The 16,559-nt window shown below is 67.6% G+C and carries 16 protein-coding genes and 1 other RNA gene; 6 read left to right on the forward strand and 11 right to left on the reverse strand.

Annotated features, from left to right (window positions below; all coding sequences use genetic code 11):
* Positions 1-33: 33 nt before the first annotated feature.
* Together ASD35_RS08345 and rnpB are read right to left on the reverse strand one after the other, a co-directional pair.
* A complete protein-coding gene (locus ASD35_RS08345) occupies positions 34-1,245 on the reverse strand; it encodes a multidrug effflux MFS transporter (RefSeq protein ID WP_056874381.1) in 1,212 nt (403 codons plus the stop codon).
* A 58-nt stretch (positions 1,246-1,303) separates the two neighbouring features.
* Positions 1,304-1,633, reverse strand: an RNA gene (gene rnpB / locus ASD35_RS09305) — RNase P RNA component class A.
* Between the two features lie 85 nt (positions 1,634-1,718).
* Between rnpB and ASD35_RS08350 the strand changes: the two genes are divergently transcribed.
* Positions 1,719-2,789, forward strand: coding sequence for a flavodoxin family protein (locus tag ASD35_RS08350; protein WP_056874382.1), 1,071 nt, complete (start codon positions 1,719-1,721; stop codon positions 2,787-2,789).
* A gap of 47 nt (positions 2,790-2,836) precedes the next feature.
* A complete protein-coding gene (gene cysK, locus ASD35_RS08355; RefSeq protein ID WP_056874383.1) occupies positions 2,837-3,754 on the forward strand; it encodes a cysteine synthase A in 918 nt (305 codons plus the stop codon).
* 46 nt (positions 3,755-3,800) lie between these two features.
* On the opposite strand, the gene ASD35_RS08360 is transcribed toward cysK, so the two are convergent.
* The 4 genes from ASD35_RS08360 to pyrC form a co-directional block, all read right to left on the reverse strand.
* On the reverse strand, positions 3,801-4,835 hold the full coding sequence (locus tag ASD35_RS08360; protein ID WP_056874384.1) for an FHA domain-containing protein: 1,035 nt from the start codon (positions 4,833-4,835) through the stop codon (positions 3,801-3,803).
* The gene (locus tag ASD35_RS08365) at positions 4,835-6,220 is read right to left on the reverse strand and encodes a serine protease (RefSeq protein WP_056874385.1); all 1,386 of its coding nucleotides are present in this window, start codon (positions 6,218-6,220) and stop codon (positions 4,835-4,837) included. Before ASD35_RS08365 ends, ASD35_RS08360 begins: the two co-directional genes overlap by 1 nt.
* 103 nt (positions 6,221-6,323) lie before the next feature.
* The gene (locus ASD35_RS08370; RefSeq protein ID WP_056874386.1) at positions 6,324-7,172 is read right to left on the reverse strand and encodes an NYN domain-containing protein; all 849 of its coding nucleotides are present in this window, start codon (positions 7,170-7,172) and stop codon (positions 6,324-6,326) included.
* Complete coding sequence (gene pyrC / locus ASD35_RS08375) at positions 7,169-8,203, reverse strand: dihydroorotase (protein ID WP_056874387.1); 1,035 nt, start codon at positions 8,201-8,203, stop codon at positions 7,169-7,171. Before pyrC ends, ASD35_RS08370 begins: the two co-directional genes overlap by 4 nt.
* 113 nt (positions 8,204-8,316) lie before the next feature.
* Here pyrC and ASD35_RS08380 point away from each other — a divergent pair, with 113 nt between their 5' ends.
* Positions 8,317-9,189 (forward strand): DUF4394 domain-containing protein, encoded by an 873-nt coding sequence (locus tag ASD35_RS08380; protein WP_056874388.1) that lies wholly within the window; start codon positions 8,317-8,319, stop codon positions 9,187-9,189.
* A gap of 60 nt (positions 9,190-9,249) precedes the next feature.
* On the opposite strand, the gene ASD35_RS08385 is transcribed toward ASD35_RS08380, so the two are convergent.
* The 5 genes from ASD35_RS08385 to ASD35_RS08405 all read right to left on the reverse strand — a co-directional run bounded on the left by ASD35_RS08385 (position 9,250) and on the right by ASD35_RS08405 (position 13,396).
* Positions 9,250-9,984 (reverse strand): amino acid ABC transporter ATP-binding protein, encoded by a 735-nt coding sequence (locus ASD35_RS08385; protein ID WP_056874389.1) that lies wholly within the window; start codon positions 9,982-9,984, stop codon positions 9,250-9,252.
* A gap of 12 nt (positions 9,985-9,996) precedes the next feature.
* Positions 9,997-10,665, reverse strand: a complete 669-nt coding sequence (locus tag ASD35_RS08390; protein WP_200956013.1) for an amino acid ABC transporter permease — start codon at positions 10,663-10,665, stop codon at positions 9,997-9,999.
* Entirely contained in the window at positions 10,665-11,402 is a 738-nt protein-coding gene (locus tag ASD35_RS08395) for an amino acid ABC transporter permease (RefSeq protein WP_056874390.1), read from the reverse strand. Before ASD35_RS08395 ends, ASD35_RS08390 begins: the two co-directional genes overlap by 1 nt.
* A gap of 76 nt (positions 11,403-11,478) precedes the next feature.
* Positions 11,479-12,369: an amino acid ABC transporter substrate-binding protein gene (locus tag ASD35_RS08400; RefSeq protein ID WP_056874391.1), complete on the reverse strand. Its 891-nt coding sequence runs from the start codon at positions 12,367-12,369 to the stop codon at positions 11,479-11,481.
* Between the two features lie 109 nt (positions 12,370-12,478).
* Positions 12,479-13,396: a LysR substrate-binding domain-containing protein gene (locus ASD35_RS08405; RefSeq protein ID WP_056874392.1), complete on the reverse strand. Its 918-nt coding sequence runs from the start codon at positions 13,394-13,396 to the stop codon at positions 12,479-12,481.
* Between the two features lie 155 nt (positions 13,397-13,551).
* On the opposite strand from ASD35_RS08405, the gene ASD35_RS08410 reads away from it, so the two are divergent.
* The 3 genes from ASD35_RS08410 (at position 13,552) to groL (ending at position 16,480) form a co-directional block, all read left to right on the forward strand.
* A complete protein-coding gene (locus tag ASD35_RS08410) occupies positions 13,552-14,196 on the forward strand; it encodes a PEP-CTERM sorting domain-containing protein (protein WP_056874393.1) in 645 nt (214 codons plus the stop codon).
* A 239-nt stretch (positions 14,197-14,435) separates the two neighbouring features.
* On the forward strand, positions 14,436-14,726 hold the full coding sequence (gene groES / locus ASD35_RS08415) for a co-chaperone GroES (protein ID WP_056874394.1): 291 nt from the start codon (positions 14,436-14,438) through the stop codon (positions 14,724-14,726).
* 104 nt (positions 14,727-14,830) lie between these two features.
* On the forward strand, positions 14,831-16,480 hold the full coding sequence (gene groL, locus ASD35_RS08420; RefSeq protein WP_056874395.1) for a chaperonin GroEL: 1,650 nt from the start codon (positions 14,831-14,833) through the stop codon (positions 16,478-16,480).
* The last annotated feature ends 79 nt before the right edge of the window (positions 16,481-16,559 follow it).

Below are 16,559 nucleotides of genomic sequence, written 5' to 3' on the forward strand. Positions count from 1 at the left end.
GGATTTCGGCAGTGCGGCGGGCGGCTTGAGCGCTCAGCCCGCCGCCACCGAGCGGCGCACGCCGTACCAGGCCGCCAGGCCGATCAGCATCAGCGCCGCGGACGTGACGGCCAGTGCGACGGTGGAGTGCATCACCAGCGGCACCAGCACGCCGGCGACCAGGCCGTTGGCGGCCGACCCGATGCAGGCCTGCAGCGACGAGGCCATGCCGCGGCGCTCGGGCACCTGGTCCAGCACCAACAGCGTCACGACCGGCACCATCAGCGCCCAGCCGAAGGCGAACAGGCCGACCATCGGCAAGGCCCAGAAGGCGTGCAGCGGCGCGAACAGGTTGAGCGCGATGTTCAGCGTCGACACCGCCACCATGATGCGAAAGCCCCGCATGATCTGGCGCTGCGGCGACATCTTGCCGGCCAGCCGGCCGCTGACCGCGGCGCCGGCCATGATGCCGCCGATGGAGCACAGGAAGAACCAGAAGAACTGCTGCGGCGCGAAGTGCAGGTGCTCGCCGAGGAACACCGGCGCGGCCAGCACGTAAAGGAACATGCCGTTGAACGGGATGCCGCTGGCCAGCACCAGCATCATGAACTTGGGGCTGCTGCACAGGCGCCAGTACTCGCGCATCAGCGCACCGACATGGAAGGGCTGGACGAGGTTGGGGTGCAGCGTCTCGGGCAGCAGCCGCCAGTTGGAGACGAACAGCGCCGCGCCGACGAAGGTCAGGAACCAGAAGATCGAATGCCAGTCGGCATGCACGAACAGGAAGCCGCCCACCATCGGTGCGATGGCCGGCGCGACGCCGAAGAAGAGGGTGACCTGCGACATCACGCGCTGCGCGTCCGCCGGCGGGAACATGTCGCGGATGATGGCCCGCGACACGACGATGCCCGCGCCGGCCGACATGCCCTGCACCGTGCGCCAGAACACCAGCTGGCCGATGGAGCCCGCCACCGCGCAGCCCACGCTGGCCAGCGTGAACACCGCCAGACCGATCAGCACGACGGGCCGGCGGCCGAAGCAGTCCGACAAGGCGCCGTGGAACAGGTTCATCACCGCGAAGCCGAACAGGTAGGCGGACAGCGTCTGCTGCATCTCCACCGGCGTCGCGTTCAGTGCCGCGGCGATGCCGGAGAAGGCCGGCAGGTAGGTGTCGATGGAGAACGGCCCGACCATGGCCAGGCAGGCCAGCAGCACGGACAGGGCCCAGCGGGGTGCGCGCCACAGGCGGCTGGCGTCGGGGTTCATGGCGGGTGGGGCAAAGCGGGCAGTCTATCGACACGCCGCCCACCCTGCCGGAAGAAAAAAGTGAAGCAAGCCGATAGGCCGGATTCTGTGCACCGCCCGCCCCTAACGGGTTGGGCGATGTGACCGCCATTCCTCTGGGCCGGGCATCGCTGCCCGGCTCGGTGCCACCTACCCGCCAGCTCTGCGAGCCGCATCAACGCTGGCCTACTTGGTGTTGCTGCACGTAGAGATTGCCGCGTTTCACTCCGGACTTAACCGGCTCGTCTCTGTGGCTCTGATCCGCACCTTGCGGTGGACGGGCGTTACCCGCTACGTCGCTCTTTGCAGTCCGGACCTTCCTCCAGGGCCATGTTTCCATGCTTGCCCCAGCGGCGGTCTGGCTTGCTTCACGCGGCGGATTATCGTTGCAGACGCACACGCGCCCACTCGCTACATTGGCCGGGGCGCCAAACCGGCGCAACGGAGGCGCGTGAATGACATCCCCGGTCAGAACCGGCCAGGCGCAAGCCCTGACCCGCCAGCAGTTCGGCGAGCGCTTCCGGCAGCGCTTCGTGGACCCGGCCTTCGACGCCGAACGCGACGCCCTCGTGCGGCTGGAGCAGATCGCCTGGGAGGCCTTCGACGAAGGCCGCAAGGCGCCGCTGACGGTCAAGGCCGGCGCCGGCTTTGCCGACCCGAGCTACGACCTGTCGCGCGAATGGCGCGACCTGCACCTGCGCCTGCAGGATGCGCAGGCCCGCTGGGCCGACCGCGCCACGCCGTCGCGCGTGCTGCTGATCAACGCCTCGCCGCGCAATGACGGCACCTGCCCTGGCGAGATGTCCAAGACCTGGCGCATGACGCAGTTGGCCCGCACCGCTTGCGAAGCCGAGGGCATGGCGGTCGACGTGCTGGACCTGAGCCGGCTCACGTCCGACTACGACCGCCACATCCACCCCTGCAAGGGCTGCGTGTCCACCGCCATGCCGCTGTGCCACTGGCCCTGCAGCTGCTACCCCAACCATGCGGCGGGCCAGACGAACGACTGGATGGCCGAGATCTATGAGCATTGGGTGCGCGCGCACGGCGTGCTGCTGCTGACGCCGGTGCACTGGTACCAGGCCAGCAGCCCCTTGAAGCTGATGATGGACCGCCTCGTCTGCGCCGACGGCGGCAACCCCGACCCGACATCCACCCAGGGCAAGAAGGCCGAGCTGGCGCGCCAGATGGAGCTGCGCGGCTGGGACTACCCCAAGCACCTGGCCGGCCGCGTCTACGGCGTCGTCGTGCATGGCGACGTGGCCGGCATCGAAGGCACGCGCCGGGCGCTGTCGGACTGGCTGGACTGGATGGGGCTCATCGACGCCGGCTTCGGCGCGCGGCTGGACCGCTATGTCGGCTACTACGAACCCTATGCGACCAGCCACGAGGCGCTGGACGCCGACACCGCCGTGCAGGACGAGGTCAGGCGCGCCGCGCGCGCGGTCGCCGCCGGCGTGCGCCTGATGCGCGACGGCCGCCTGCAGCAGGGCGACGGAGCGCTGCCGCCGCCCCGCAAGAAGTAGCGCAAGCGCTGGCACACTCATCCCCCTCACGCGAACAGGAGCCCTCGATGAAAGCCGCCAGCATCCTCGACACCATCGGCAACACGCCGCACATCCGCCTGCAGCGCCTGTTCAAGGGCGCCGAGGTGTGGGTCAAGTCCGAGCGCGCCAACCCGGGCGGCTCCATCAAGGACCGCATCGCGCTGTCCATGGTCGAGGACGCCGAGGCACAGGGCCTGCTCAAGCCGGGCGGCACCATCATCGAGCCGACGTCGGGCAACACCGGTGTGGGCCTGGCGATGGTGGCCGCGGTCAAGGGCTACAAGCTGATCCTCGTCATGCCCGACAGCATGAGCGTCGAGCGCCGCCGGCTGATGCTGGCCTATGGCGCGAGCTTCGACCTGACGCCGCGCGAAAAGGGCATGAAGGGCGCGATCGCGCGGGCGCGCGAGCTGCTGGAGCAGCACCCGGGCTCGTGGATGCCGCAGCAGTTCGAGAACGGGGCCAACCCGGCCGTCCATGCGAAAACGACCGCCGCGGAGATCCTGCGCGACTTCCCCGACGGCCTGGATGTGTTGATCACCGGCGTGGGCACCGGCGGCCACATCACCGGCTGCGCGCAAGTGCTCAAACGCGCCTGGCCGCAGCTGCGCGTCTATGCGGTGGAGCCCAGCGCCTCGCCGGTCATCAGTGGCGGCCAGCCCAGCCCGCATCCCATCCAGGGCATCGGCGCCGGCTTCATCCCGACGGTGCTGGACACCGCGCTGCTGGACGGCGTCATCCAGGTGGAGGCGGAGGCCGCGCGCGAGTACGCGCGCCGCTGCGCCCGCGAGGAGGGCCTGCTCGTGGGCATCTCCAGCGGCGCGACGCTGGCGGCCATCGCGCAGAAGCTGCCCGACCTCGCGCCCGGTGCCCGCGTGCTGGGCTTCAACTACGACACCGGCGAACGCTACCTGTCGGTCGACGGCTTCCTGCCGCAGAACTGAGCCGCCGCGGCCACCAGGCCGGCGCCGCGGCCCTCATCCGGCAACGTCACTCGCCGTCGTCGTCGCTGGCGCCTTCGTTGTCCTTGCGCGCCTGCCTGGCGAGCTCGGCCCTCAGCGGCTTCAGCGACTCGATGAGGTCTTCCGGCGGCTTGGGCGGCGCGATGCGCAGCGCCGGCGGTGGCAGGCTGGCCAGGTAGGGCGGGCCGAAGACGTACTGCTGCTCCTGCCGGTTGCCGATCTGCAGGCCCAGGCCCAGCAGCAGCAGCGCCGCAATGCCGATGTTCAGTGTGCGGCGGGCGCGCGGCCACACCAGGCGGGCGTGCCATGAGATCAACGCGGCCAGGGCCACCGGCGTGGCGAGCGACTCCACCGCCATCAGCCGCGGCCAGGAGAAGGCATAGGCGACTGCCGGCAGCAGCCACTCCAGCACCTGCAACACGACGATGACCACCAGCGCGCGGCGCAGGTGCGTCGTGAATGGGAAGCGGTGCTGGAAGATCTGGCTGGCCAGCGACCACAGGCCGGCCCAGCCCAGCACGAACGCCAGCGGCGCCAGCAGCGGCGCGGCGTAGTCGACCCAGCGTGCGTCCGGGTCCACGGCGCTCCAGCGGTCCACCCATTGGAAGAACACCATCGCCAGCAGCAGCAGCGGCACCAGCGCCCAATGGCGTGTCTTGTCGACGAGCAGGAGTTGCTCGGGCGCGAGCACGTCGGCGCTGGTGCGCAGGCGCAACGAGCTGCCGGCCAGTTGGAACATGCCGCCTTCCGGCAGCAGCGCTTCGTCTCCCGCGCGCAGGCGCTGCTTGCCGACGTGGCCGCCGTTGCGGCTGTCCAGCAGCTTGAGCAGCACGCCGCCGGCGGGTGCGAGGTGCAGCTCAGCATGCGCGGCGGCCAGGTGGGCGTCGTCGAGCACGACGTCGCAGGCGGGCGAGCGGCCGATGCGCACCGGCCAGCGCGTCACGCGCTGCACGAGCACGGCGTGGCCGTCACGGCCCAGCAGTTCGACGACCGCGGCGTCGGGTGCAACCGGCGCCGCGGGTGCCGGGGCGAAGGGTTCGATGGGATCGATGTCGGCGGGCATCACTTGGCCTTGCTGGGGTTCGTCCACGCGAAGCCCTCCAGGTAATGCGCCGCGAGCTTGAGCGCGTTGTCGAAGCTGACGCCACGGGCGTTGAAGCGGCCTAGCGCGCCCTGCTGCGGCGCGTCCACGGCGGTCACCAGCACGCTCAAGTCATGCAGGCCGTCCAGTTTGCGGTAGGCGCGCAGGCAGACCACGGCGCGCAACGGCAGGCCGTCACGGTCAACGAACTGCTCCTTGCAATAGGGCGCGGTGCGCGATTTGTCGGATTGCCCCAGCCGCTCGTTGCGGAAGCTCCCCGAATACTGGCGCGCAAAGCGCAGCGTCCCGAGCTTCTCGCCGTCATAGGCCTCGTGCGACATGTCGAGCCAGCCGGTCTGCAGGTTGCCGCTGACGAAGAGCGCGTGGTCCATGCGGCACTGCGAGCGCTCGAAAGCGAGCCCTTTGGTGTCAGCCGGCGTGCTGTTGCCCCAGCAGCGCATGAAGTCCTGCTTGGGCACGGGGAGCCGGTAGCGCTTGTTGTTCGCGCTTTCCCAGGGCAGCGCCACGAAGCGCGTGACGAGCTCGTCCTGGTAGGCCGTCAGCTGGTCGCGCAGCCGGCTCCAGGCCGCCGTGCGGATGGGCTTGGCGCCAAGGCTGCGCTTCACCAGGCCTTCGGCGAACTCGCCCGGCACCAGGAAGCTGACCTGCTGCGCGAACAGCATGGTCGACACGTTGACGCCGACGACCAGGCCGTCCTCGTCCAGCACTGGGCCGCCGCTCATGCCGGGGTTGATGCCGCCGGCGTAGTAGATGAGCGGGTCGAAGCTGCGCTCGACCAGGCCGTTGTAGTTGCCCTCGACGACGGCGAACGCGACGTCGTGCGGGTTGCCCATCGAGTAGATGCGCTCGCCCTTGGCCAGCGGCTGGCTCTGCGGCCGGAAGCCCAGCGCGCCGCGGCCCTTGAGGCCACCGCCCTTGCCGTCGTCCACGGCGCGCAGCAGCGCCAGGTCGCGGCGGGCGTCGAAGTCCAGCAGCTCCAGCGCGCCGCCCTGGCCATCGGTCGTCGCGTAGCGCAGCCGGTAGCTGTCGGGCTCCAGCGCGAACTGGCTGACGACGTGGTAGTTGGTGACGACATGGCCGTCGTCGCTGACCAGGAAGCCCGAGCCCACCGACGCCTGGCTGTCCTGGGTCTTGAGCAGCGTGCGGATCTGCAGCAGTTGGCCCTTGCTGCGCTCGTACAGGCGCCGCGCACTGGCCGACACCGTCGGCGGCTGTTGCGGCTGCGCCTGGCTGGCCGCGGCGGCGGGCGCCGGCGCAGACGGCGGTGCGGATGGCGGCGATTGCGCGCCGGCCAGACCGACCAGGCCGGCCAGGGCCAATGCCCGGAACTTCAAACAGGACTTCATCAACAAGCGACACCTCCCAAGGTGGGCGTCGATGCTAGCCGCTTCGGGCCCAAGGCCCGGTCCTCACCCACGCGGGCTGAGGATTGCCTCCCGCGCGACGCGCTCATCCGTGCCCGAAACGCACCTGGTTGGGCTGCTTGGCAGGCTGCAGCTGGAAGGCCTGCGGGTGCTTGCGGAACAGCTTGGTGGAGGCCGCCGTCTTGGGCAGCAGGCCGGCTTCCTTCAGCGCCTTGGCGGCCGCGCCGAGGTCGTGCCACTGGCCGTCGGCCAGCTTGGGCAGCAGCGCCAGGATGGCGTTGATCTCCCGTGCCGCGGCGACGTTGGCGTCGACGGGCGCGGGCGCGGCGGCCGGCTTGGGCGCGGGGGCGGCGGCCTTGGGGGCGGGGGCCGCCACCGGCTTGGGTGCGGGCGCGGGCGCCGGCTTGGCTTCGACTGCCGCGGCCTTGGGCGGCGGCGCGGCCTTCTTGGCAGCGGGGCGGCGCGCCGCGGCCTTGCGCGCGGGTTCGCGCTTGACGGCGGACTTGCCGCTGTCATGCGCCAGTTCGTTGAACTGGTCGTAGATGGCGATGACGCCGTCGCCGGTCTTGCCGTACTGGCCGAAGCCACGCAGCCAGGCGCCTTTCTCGCGCAGCCGCAGCACCAGCGGCGCGAAGTCGCTGTCGGACGAGACCAGCACGATGACGTCGGGCTTTTCGGTGATGGCCAGGTCCATCGCGTCGACGGCCATGGCGATGTCGGTCGAGTTCTTGCCGATGGCCAGGTTGACGATGGCGCGCAGGCCCAGGCGCTTCAGGAAGGCCTGGTGGGTCTGGGCCTGCTCGGCATTGCAGTAGGCGCGGCGGATGTGGACGGCCTCGTAGTCCTTGAAGGCCATTTGCAGGGCTTGTTCGATGACGTCGGTGGCGACGTTGTCGAAGTCGACGAGAAAGGCCACCTTCTTGAGTGCGTTCATGCGATCAGTTTCCAGTTCAGCGTTTCGCCACCGCGCAGCGGCTTGAGTTGGGCTTCGCCGAAGGGCACGGCGCTGGGCAGCGTCCACGGCTCGCGCTGGAGCGTGACGGTGCCGGTGTTGCGCGGCAGGCCGTAGAAGTCGGGGCCGTGGTGGCCGGCGAAGGCGTCGAGCTTGTCCAGCGCGCCGATGCCCTCGAAGGCTTCGGCGTACAGCTCCAGCGCGGACACGGCCGTGAAGCAGCCGGCGCCGCAGACGGAGTTTTCCTTGAGCTGCGCGGCATGCGGCGCACTGTCGGTGCCGAGGAAGAACTTGGCCGAGCCGGAGGCCGCGGCCTTCAGCAGCGCCTGGCGGTGCTCCTCGCGCTTGAGCACGGGCAGGCAGTAGTAGTGCGGGCGCAGGCCGCCGGTGAAGATGGCGTTGCGGTTGTAGAGCAGGTGCTGCGGCGTGATGGTGGCGGCCGTGAAGCGGTCGCTGTCCATCACGTACTGCGCGGCTTCCTTGGTCGTGATGTGCTCGAAGACGACCTTCAGCTCGGGCATGGCCGCGCGCAGCGGGCGCATCACGCGCTCGACGAACACCGCCTCGCGGTCGAAGACGTCGATGTCGCCGTCCGTCACTTCGCCGTGCACCAGCAGCAGCAGGCCTTCGCGCTGCATCGCCTCCAGCGCCTTGTAGGTCTTGCGGATGTCGGTCACGCCGGCATCGCTGTTGGTGGTGGCCCCGGCCGGATAGAGCTTCAGCGCCACGACGCCAGCGTCCTTGGCGCGCCGGATCTCGTCGACCGGCGTGTTGTCGGTCAGGTACAGCGTCATCAGCGGCTGGAAGTCCGCGCCCTCCGGCAGGGCGGCGAGGATGCGCCCGCGGTAGGCCACCGCCTGGGCGGCCGTGGTGACCGGCGGGCGCAGGTTGGGCATCACGATGGCGCGCGCGAACTGGCGGGCCGTGTAGGGCAGGACGCTGGCCAGCGCCGCTTCGTCGCGCAGGTGCAGGTGCCAGTCGTCGGGGCGGGTGAGGATCAGGGTGTCGGTCATGAGGGCGGATTGTCGTCGGCCAGCCCATCGCCTCGGGCGCTTGTTGGGGTGAGGCCTGCATCCAGGCGCGGAGGTGGCGCGTATAAACCGACCGCCCCACTCCTGGAGATGCCATGACCCGCCACGCCCCTGCCCTGGCTGCCACCGCCCTGCTGCTCGCCGCCTGCGCCACCCAGCCCATGGAGCCACTGGGCCCACCGGCCAAGGAGACGGTCTACGTGGTGACGGCGGCCAACCAGCTGGTCCAGTTCAACGCCGGCCAGCCGCAGAAGACGCTGTCGAGCAAGGCGCTGACCGGCCTGGCCGCGGGCGACACGCTGCTGGGCATCGACTACCGCGTGGCCAAGGGCCAGCTGTACGGGCTGGGCGCGAGCGGCCAGCTCTACCGCATCGACACCCGCACCGGCGCCGCCAGCACCATCGGCACACCCAGCGCGCTCCCCAAGGAAGGCGCGACCGAATGGGGCTTTGACTTCAACCCGACGGTGGACCGCATCCGCGTCGTCAACGATGCCGGCGCCAACCTGCGCCTGCACCCCGACACCGGCGCCCCCGTCGACGGCAACGCGAGCGAGCCGGGCGTGCAGCTGGACGGCCGCCTGGCCTATGACGCAGCCGACCCCAACGCCGGCAAGACGCTGGCGGTCGTCGCGGCCGGCTACACCTACAACAAGGACAACAACAGGATCACCACCAACTACGCGCTGGACGGCCGCCAGGGCGTGCTGGTGCACCAGGGCACGAAGGAAGGCGTGCAGCCCGCGGTGTCGCCCAACACCGGCAAGCTCTACACCGTCGGCTCGCTCGGCGTCGGCCCGTTCGACAAGGCGACGCTGGACATCTCGGACGTGTCCAATGCGGCCTACGCGGCGATCACCACGGGCGGCAGGTCGGCCTGGTATCGCATCGACCTGACGACGGGCAAGGCGACGCGCATCGGCACCGTGGCCGGCGGCCCGGTCGTCGGCGCGGCCATCGAGCCCTGAACGGCGCGACACAAGCAAAACGCCCGCCGATGGGCGGGCGTTTGCTTGCTGCGGCAGGAATCAGTGCTGCAGGATCTTGGCCAGGAAGTCCTTGGCACGCGGCGAACGCTCTTCGGGTTTCTGGAAGAAGTCGGCGCTGCTGCAGTCCTCGATGATCTTGCCCGCGTCCATGAAGATGACGCGGTTGCTGACCTTCTTGGCGAAGCCCATCTCGTGGGTCACGCACATCATGGTCATGCCCTCGTTGGCCAGCTGCACCATCACGTCCAGCACCTCGCCGACCATCTCCGGGTCCAGCGCCGAAGTGGGCTCGTCGAACAGCATCACGATGGGGTCCATCGACAGCGCCCGCGCGATGGCGACGCGCTGCTGCTGGCCGCCGGAGAGCTGGCCGGGGAACTTGTCCTTGTGCGCCGACAGGCCGACGCGCTCCAGCATCTTCAGGCCGCGCGTCTTGGCGTCCGCCTGCGAGCGACCCAGCACCTTGATCTGCGCGATGGTCAGGTTCTCGGTCACCGACAGGTGCGGGAACAGCTCGAAATGCTGGAACACCATGCCGACGCGCGCACGCAGCTTGGGCAGGTCGGTCTTGGGATTGGCGATGGAGATGCCGTCCACGACGATGTCGCCCTTCTGGAAAGGCTCCAACGCGTTGACGGTCTTGATCAGCGTCGACTTGCCGGAGCCCGACGGGCCGCAGACGACGACGACCTCGCCCTTCTGGATGGACGTCGTGCAGTCGGTCAGCACCTGGAAGCTGCCGTACCACTTGGAAACGTTCTTGATGTCGATCATGGCGGACTCTTGTTATCGAATGATCTGGATCTTGGCCTGCAGGCGGCGCACCGTCATGGACAGGCCGAAGCAGATGACGAAGTAGACGACCGCGGCGACGAGGTAGGTCTCGACCGGGCGGTTGAAGTTCTTGCCGGCGACCTCGAAGCCCTTGAGCATGTCATAGGCGCCGATGGCGTAGACCAGCGAGGTGTCCTGGAACAGGATGATGGTCTGCGTCAGCAGCACCGGCAGCATGTTGCGGAAGGCCTGCGGCAGCACGACGAGCTGCATGGTCTGCCGGTAGGTCATGCCGACCGCGTAGCCGGCATACACCTGGCCCTTGGCCACGCTCTGGATGCCCGCGCGCATGATCTCGGAGTAGTAGGCGGCCTCGAACAGCGTGAACGTGATGATGGCCGACACCTCGGCGCCCATGGGCCTGCCGGTCATCAGCGGGATGAGCAGGAAGAACCACAGGATGACCATCACCAGCGGGATGGAGCGCAGCGTGTTCACGTAGGCCGCGGCGGGCATCACCAGCCACGGCTTGCCGGACAGGCGCATCAGCGCCAGGAGCGTGCCGATCAGGATGCCGCCGATCATCGCGACCAGCGTCAGCTGGAGCGAGAAGAAGAAGCCCTTGGCGACGAAGCTGGAGATGACCCCCCAGTTCAGGAAGGCAAAGTCAAGGTTCAGCATCACTTGCCCCCCACCATGCCGGGCACGCGCACCCGGTTCTCGATGACGAGCGCTATCCGGTTGATCGCAAAGGCGGAGATGAAATACAGGCCCGTGACGGCAAGATAGATCTCGACGTTGCGCGAGGTTTCCTCACCGGCCTGGATGGAGAACATCGTCAGTTCGGCAATGCTGACTGCGAACGCCACCGACGAGTTCTTGATGATGTTCATGCTCTCGCTGGTCAGCGGCGGGATGACGATGCGGAAGGCCATCGGCAGCAGCACGTAGCGGTAGGTCTGCGGCAGCGTGAAGCCCATCGCCAGGCCGGCATAGCGCTGGCCCTTGGGCAGGCTCTGGATGCCGGCCTTGACCTGCTCCGCGATCCGCGCCGACGTGAAGAAGCCGAGCGCGAACACCACCAGCATGAAGGGCGGCACCACCCGCAGGCTGGTGAACAGCGACGGCAGCACGTGATACCAAAGAAAGAGCTGCACCAGCAGCGGGATGTTGCGGAACAGCTCCGTCCACGTGTTGCCCACCGCCACCAGCGTACGGCTCGGCGTGGTGCGCAGGATGCCCATCAGTGACCCGACCCCGAGCGCCAGCACCAGGGCCAGCAATGCGACGCTCAAAGTCCAGCCCCAGGCGGACAGCATCCATTGCAAATATGTGATGTCGCCGCCGCTGCCGAAGCAGCTGGCTATCACTTCACCATCGAGGGTGTTCTTGCAGAACACCTGCCAATCCCAACTCATCGCCTCTCCTTCGACCCTTCTAGAACAAAGCGGGTGCACCGCACCCGCTTTGTGTTAGCTCAAACCGTGCCTGTCATCACTTCTTGACGGCGTACTCTTCCATCGGTTTGTCGTTCGGGTTGGCCCAGGCGTCCTTGGTCGCCGGCGAAAGCGGCAGGCCGATCTTGGTGTTGGTCGGCGGGATGGGCTGCAGGAACCACTTGTCGTAGATCTTGGCCAGCTCGCCCGACTTCATCATGCCCTTGATGCTGTCGTCCACGGCCTTCTTGAAGGCGGGGTCGTCCTTGCGCATCATGATGGCGATCGGCTCGACGGACAGCACGTCGCCGACGATCTTGAAGTCGGCCGGGTTCTTGGACGTCGCGATGTTCTTGGCCAGGATGGAGCCGTCCATCACGAAGGCATCGGCGCGGCCGGAATCCAGCAGCAGGAAGCTGTCGGCGTGGTCCTTGCCGTAGACCTCCTTGAAGTCGACGCCCGCGGCGCGCTCGTGCTTGCGCAGGGTCTGCACCGAAGTCGTGCCCGTCGTCGTCGCGATCGTCTTGCCGTTGAGCTGATTGATGGCGTTGATGCCCGAATTCGCCTTCACGGCGATGCGCACTTCCTCGACATAGGTCGTCACGGCGAAGGCCACGTCCTTCTGGCGCGCGGCGTTGTTGGTCGTCGAGCCGCATTCGAGATCGACGGTGCCATTGACGATCAGCGGAATGCGGTTGGCCGACGTGACCGGCTGGTACTTCACGTCGATCTTGCCGCCCAGCTGCTTGCGCAGGTCGGCGACGACACGCTCGCAGACATCGATGTGGTAGCCGACGTACTTGCCATCGCCAATCGTGTAAGACAGGCCCGAGGATTCGCGCACGCCCAGCGTGATCGCACCGCTGTCCTTGATCTTCTTCAGCGTGTCCTCGGCGTGCACGGCCGTGACACCGGCCAGCAGGGCCGCGACGAGCAGAACTTTCTTCATGGAGACTCCAACAACAAGGAAGTAGGTATCGAAAACAGGCGTGAGCAGACCACGCCGCGCCGTCAGCCCGAATACGGGTTTACGCGATTCATGCACAGCTGCGATGAGTTCATGCCGCGGACGCAAGATAGTCCCAGAGCGCCTGGGCCGCGGGCTTCTGGCGGCGCGACATCTCCGGCCGCTCGCGATAGATGCGCAACTCCATGCTGACGCTGAAAGTGCCCGCCGCCGCGGCGGGCACGAGGCGCCCACCGGCCAGTTCCTTCTGCACCGAGCTGGCCGGCAGGAAGGCAAATCCATGCCCCTCCAGCGCCATCGCCTTCAGGCCTTCGGCCATGTCGGTTTCATAAATGGCGTCCAGGTTCAACGCGCAGTCCGCCTCCTTGACGATCAGCTCGACGAGGCGGCCGAGATAGGCGCCGGCCGCATAACTGAGGAACGGGATCTTCTGGCCGGGTCGGCCCGGCAGGCGGAACAGCGGCTCGCCATGCGCGTCCGCCCTGGCGTAGGGGGAGAGCGTCTCGTGGCCCAACGACACCATCTGGTAACGCTCGGGGTCCAGCTGCAGCGGCTGGCTGGCGTGGTGGTAGACCAGCAGCAGATCGCAGTTGCCTTCGCTGAGCTGCAGCATGGCGTCATGCACGTTGGCGGCGTTGAGCCGGCACTTGATCGCTCCGAAGCCGCGCCGCAGGCCCATCAGCCAGTGCGGGAAGAAGCTGAAGGCCAGCGAATGCGGTACGGCGAACTCGATCATGTCCTGGTCCGCCGCCTGATGGCTGCGCAGCATGTTGCGCGTTGCCTGCAGGTTGCCGAGCAACTCGACCGCCTGGGCGAGCAGCGTCGCGCCGGCCGCGGTCAGCCGCGTCGGATAGGACGAGCGGTCCACCAGGTCGACCCCCGCCCAGGCCTCGAGCGCCTGGATGCGCCGTGAGAACGCCGGCTGGGTCACGTGGCGCAGCTGGGCCGAACGGGAGAAGCTGCGCGTCTCGGCCAAGCTGACGAAATCTTCAAGCCATTTGGTTTCCACCCAAGGCAGTGTAGCCATGGCGCTTCGCCCCCCCTAAGCCCGGTATCCCGCATGGCCGTCCCCCTCAACTGAAGGGGCGCTGGCCCGCCTGGGGTGGCAGTGCTTGTTTACAGTCCTTTCACCCACCAACTCGAACAAACCGGACGGAGAACGCCATGCGCGCGACAAGCAAACTTCTGGGCCTGACCCTGGCCGCAGCGCTGCAGCCGGCCGTGGCCGGTGTCGTGGCGTTGAATTTCGAGGACGTCACCACCGTCGGCAAGCTGGGCCAATACAAGGGCGTGACGTTCACCGGTCCCGCCTGGGGCGTCACCTCCGCCCTCAACGATTGCGACGGCCTGTGGCTGTTCGCCAAGACTGGCAGCTGCGGTGCACTGCTGCTTGGCAACCCCGGACAGGGCGCAACCCCGAACGCCCTCAGCTTCACCATCGACCTGGCTGGCGGCTTCGTCAACGAATTCGACTTCGTCTACGGCATCCGCGCCGGCTCCAACGTGACGGTCCGCGTGTTCGACGGCCTCGGCGGCACCGGCAATGCGCTGGAGACACTGGCCGGCCTGACCGGCAGCAGCTGCGACCAGCCCGGCATCAGTTTCTGCCAGTGGCACAACGGCAGCATCAAGTTCGACGGCACGGCCCGTTCGGTCACCTTCAGCGGCGTCGACCAACGCCTGATGCTCGACGATCTGGAGTTCACGGCACCGACCGTCGGCACCCCGCTGCCTGAGCCCGGCAGCATCGCCCTGGCGTTGGGCGCCCTCGGCGCCCTCGGCTGGGCACGCAAGCGCGCGGCCCGCTGAGCGCCCACCGCTTCACAAGAACGACCGCCACGGCGGTCGTTTTTTATTGCCTGCGCAGCAGCGCAAAGCCCGCCGGACCCGCTTGAATCGTCAAAGTCCGTCCCTATAATGCCGGACTGCTAGCACTCGATTTGATCGAGTGCTAACTGTATCGGGCCGGCTTCCCGGCCCCGTTTTCCAGTGCGCCGCAACTCGAGGAGCATGCGGCCGCTCCAATGCAAACTCTCAAAGGAGATTCCATGAAACTGCGCCCCCTGCACGATCGCGTGATCGTTCGCCGTCTGGAACAAGAAACCAAGACCGCCTCGGGCATCGTCATCCCCGACAACGCCGCCGAGAAGCCCGACCAGGGTGAAGTCCTGGCCGTCGGCCCGGGCAAGCGCAATGACAAGGGCGAATTCGTGGCCCTGAACGTCGCCGTGGGCGACCGCGTGTTGTTCGGCAAGTACTCGGGCCAGACCGTCAAGGTCGATGGCGAGGAACTGCTGGTCATGCGCGAAGAGGACCTCTTCGCCGTCGTTCAAAAGTAATGACTCGGGGACAGTCCTTCACGCAGTGAAGCCCTGCCCCGCTGATCGCGAGTCGACGCAAAACAAATCGACTCTGACCCCAATTTAGGAATCCGGAGAATCAAATGGCAGCAAAAGACGTGATCTTTGGCGGTGAAGCCCGCGCCCGCATGGTTGAAGGCGTGAACATCCTCGCCAACGCGGTCAAGGTGACCCTGGGCCCCAAGGGCCGCAACGTGGTGCTCGAGCGCTCTTTCGGCGCCCCGACCGTGACCAAGGACGGTGTGTCGGTCGCCAAGGAAATCGAGTTGAAGGACAAGCTCCAGAACATGGGCGCGCAGATGGTCAAGGAAGTCGCTTCCAAGACGTCCGACAACGCCGGTGACGGCACGACCACCGCCACGGTGCTGGCCCAGGCCATCGTCCGCGAAGGCATGAAGTACGTGGCCGCCGGCATGAACCCGATGGACCTGAAGCGCGGCATCGACAAGGCAGTCACCGCCCTGGTCGCCGAGCTGAAGAAGGCTTCGAAGGCCACCACGACCTCCAAGGAAATCGCGCAAGTCGGCACGATCTCGGCCAACAGCGACTCCGAAGTCGGCCGCATCATTGCCGAGGCGATGGACAAGGTCGGCAAGGAAGGCGTCATCACCGTCGAAGACGGCAAGTCGCTCGAGAGCGAACTGGACGTCGTCGAAGGCATGCAGTTCGACCGCGGCTACCTGTCGCCCTACTTCATCAACAGCCCCGAGAAGCAGTCCGCCATCCTGGACAACCCCTTCGTGCTGCTGTTCGACAAGAAGATCAGCAACATCCGCGACCTGCTGCCCACGCTGGAGCAAGTGGCCAAGGCCGGCCGTCCGCTGCTGATCATTGCCGAAGAAGTCGAAGGCGAAGCCCTGGCGACGCTGGTGGTCAACACCATCCGCGGCATCCTGAAGGTCGTCGCCGTCAAGGCGCCTGGCTTCGGTGACCGCCGCAAGGCCATGCTGGAAGACATCGCCATCCTGACGGGCGGCAAGGTCATCGCCGAAGAAGTCGGCCTGACGCTGGAGAAGGTCACGCTGGCCGACCTGGGCCAGGCCAAGCGCGTCGAAGTGGGTAAGGAAAACACCACCATCATCGACGGCGCCGGCGCTGCTGCCGACATCGAAGCCCGCGTCAAGCAAGTGCGCATCCAGATCGAGGAAGCCACCAGCGACTACGACCGCGAGAAGCTGCAAGAGCGCGTGGCCAAGCTGGCCGGCGGCGTGGCCGTCATCAAGGTCGGTGCCGCTACCGAAGTCGAGATGAAGGAAAAGAAGGCCCGCGTCGAAGACGCGCTGCACGCCACCCGTGCAGCCGTTGAAGAAGGCATCGTGGCCGGTGGCGGCGTCGCGCTGCTGCGCGCCAAGCAAGCTGCTGGCGCCATCAAGGGCGACAACGCCGACCAGGACGCCGGCATCAAGCTGGTCCTGCGCGCCATCGAAGCCCCTCTGCGCGAGATCGTCTACAACGCCGGTGGCGAAGCCTCCGTCGTCGTGAACGCCGTGCTGGCCGGCTCGGGCAACTACGGCTTCAACGCCGCCAACGACACCTATGGCGACATGATCGAGATGGGCATCCTGGACCCGACCAAGGTGACCCGCACCGCGCTGCAGAACGCCGCTTCGGTCGCATCGCTGATGCTGACGACCGAGTGCATGGTGGCCGAGTCCCCCAAGGACGACGCTCCCGCCGGCGGCATGCCTGGTGGCATGGGCGGCATGGGTGGCATGGGCGGCATGGACATGTAAGTCCACGCCGGCGACCCACCCGTCGCTGACAAACGAAGGGGCTGCGCAAGCAGCCCCTTTTCTTTTGCGCGTTTGCGCA

The organism is Pelomonas sp. Root1444, assembly GCF_001426885.1.
Taxonomy (GTDB): Bacteria; Pseudomonadota; Gammaproteobacteria; order Burkholderiales; family Burkholderiaceae_C; genus Pelomonas.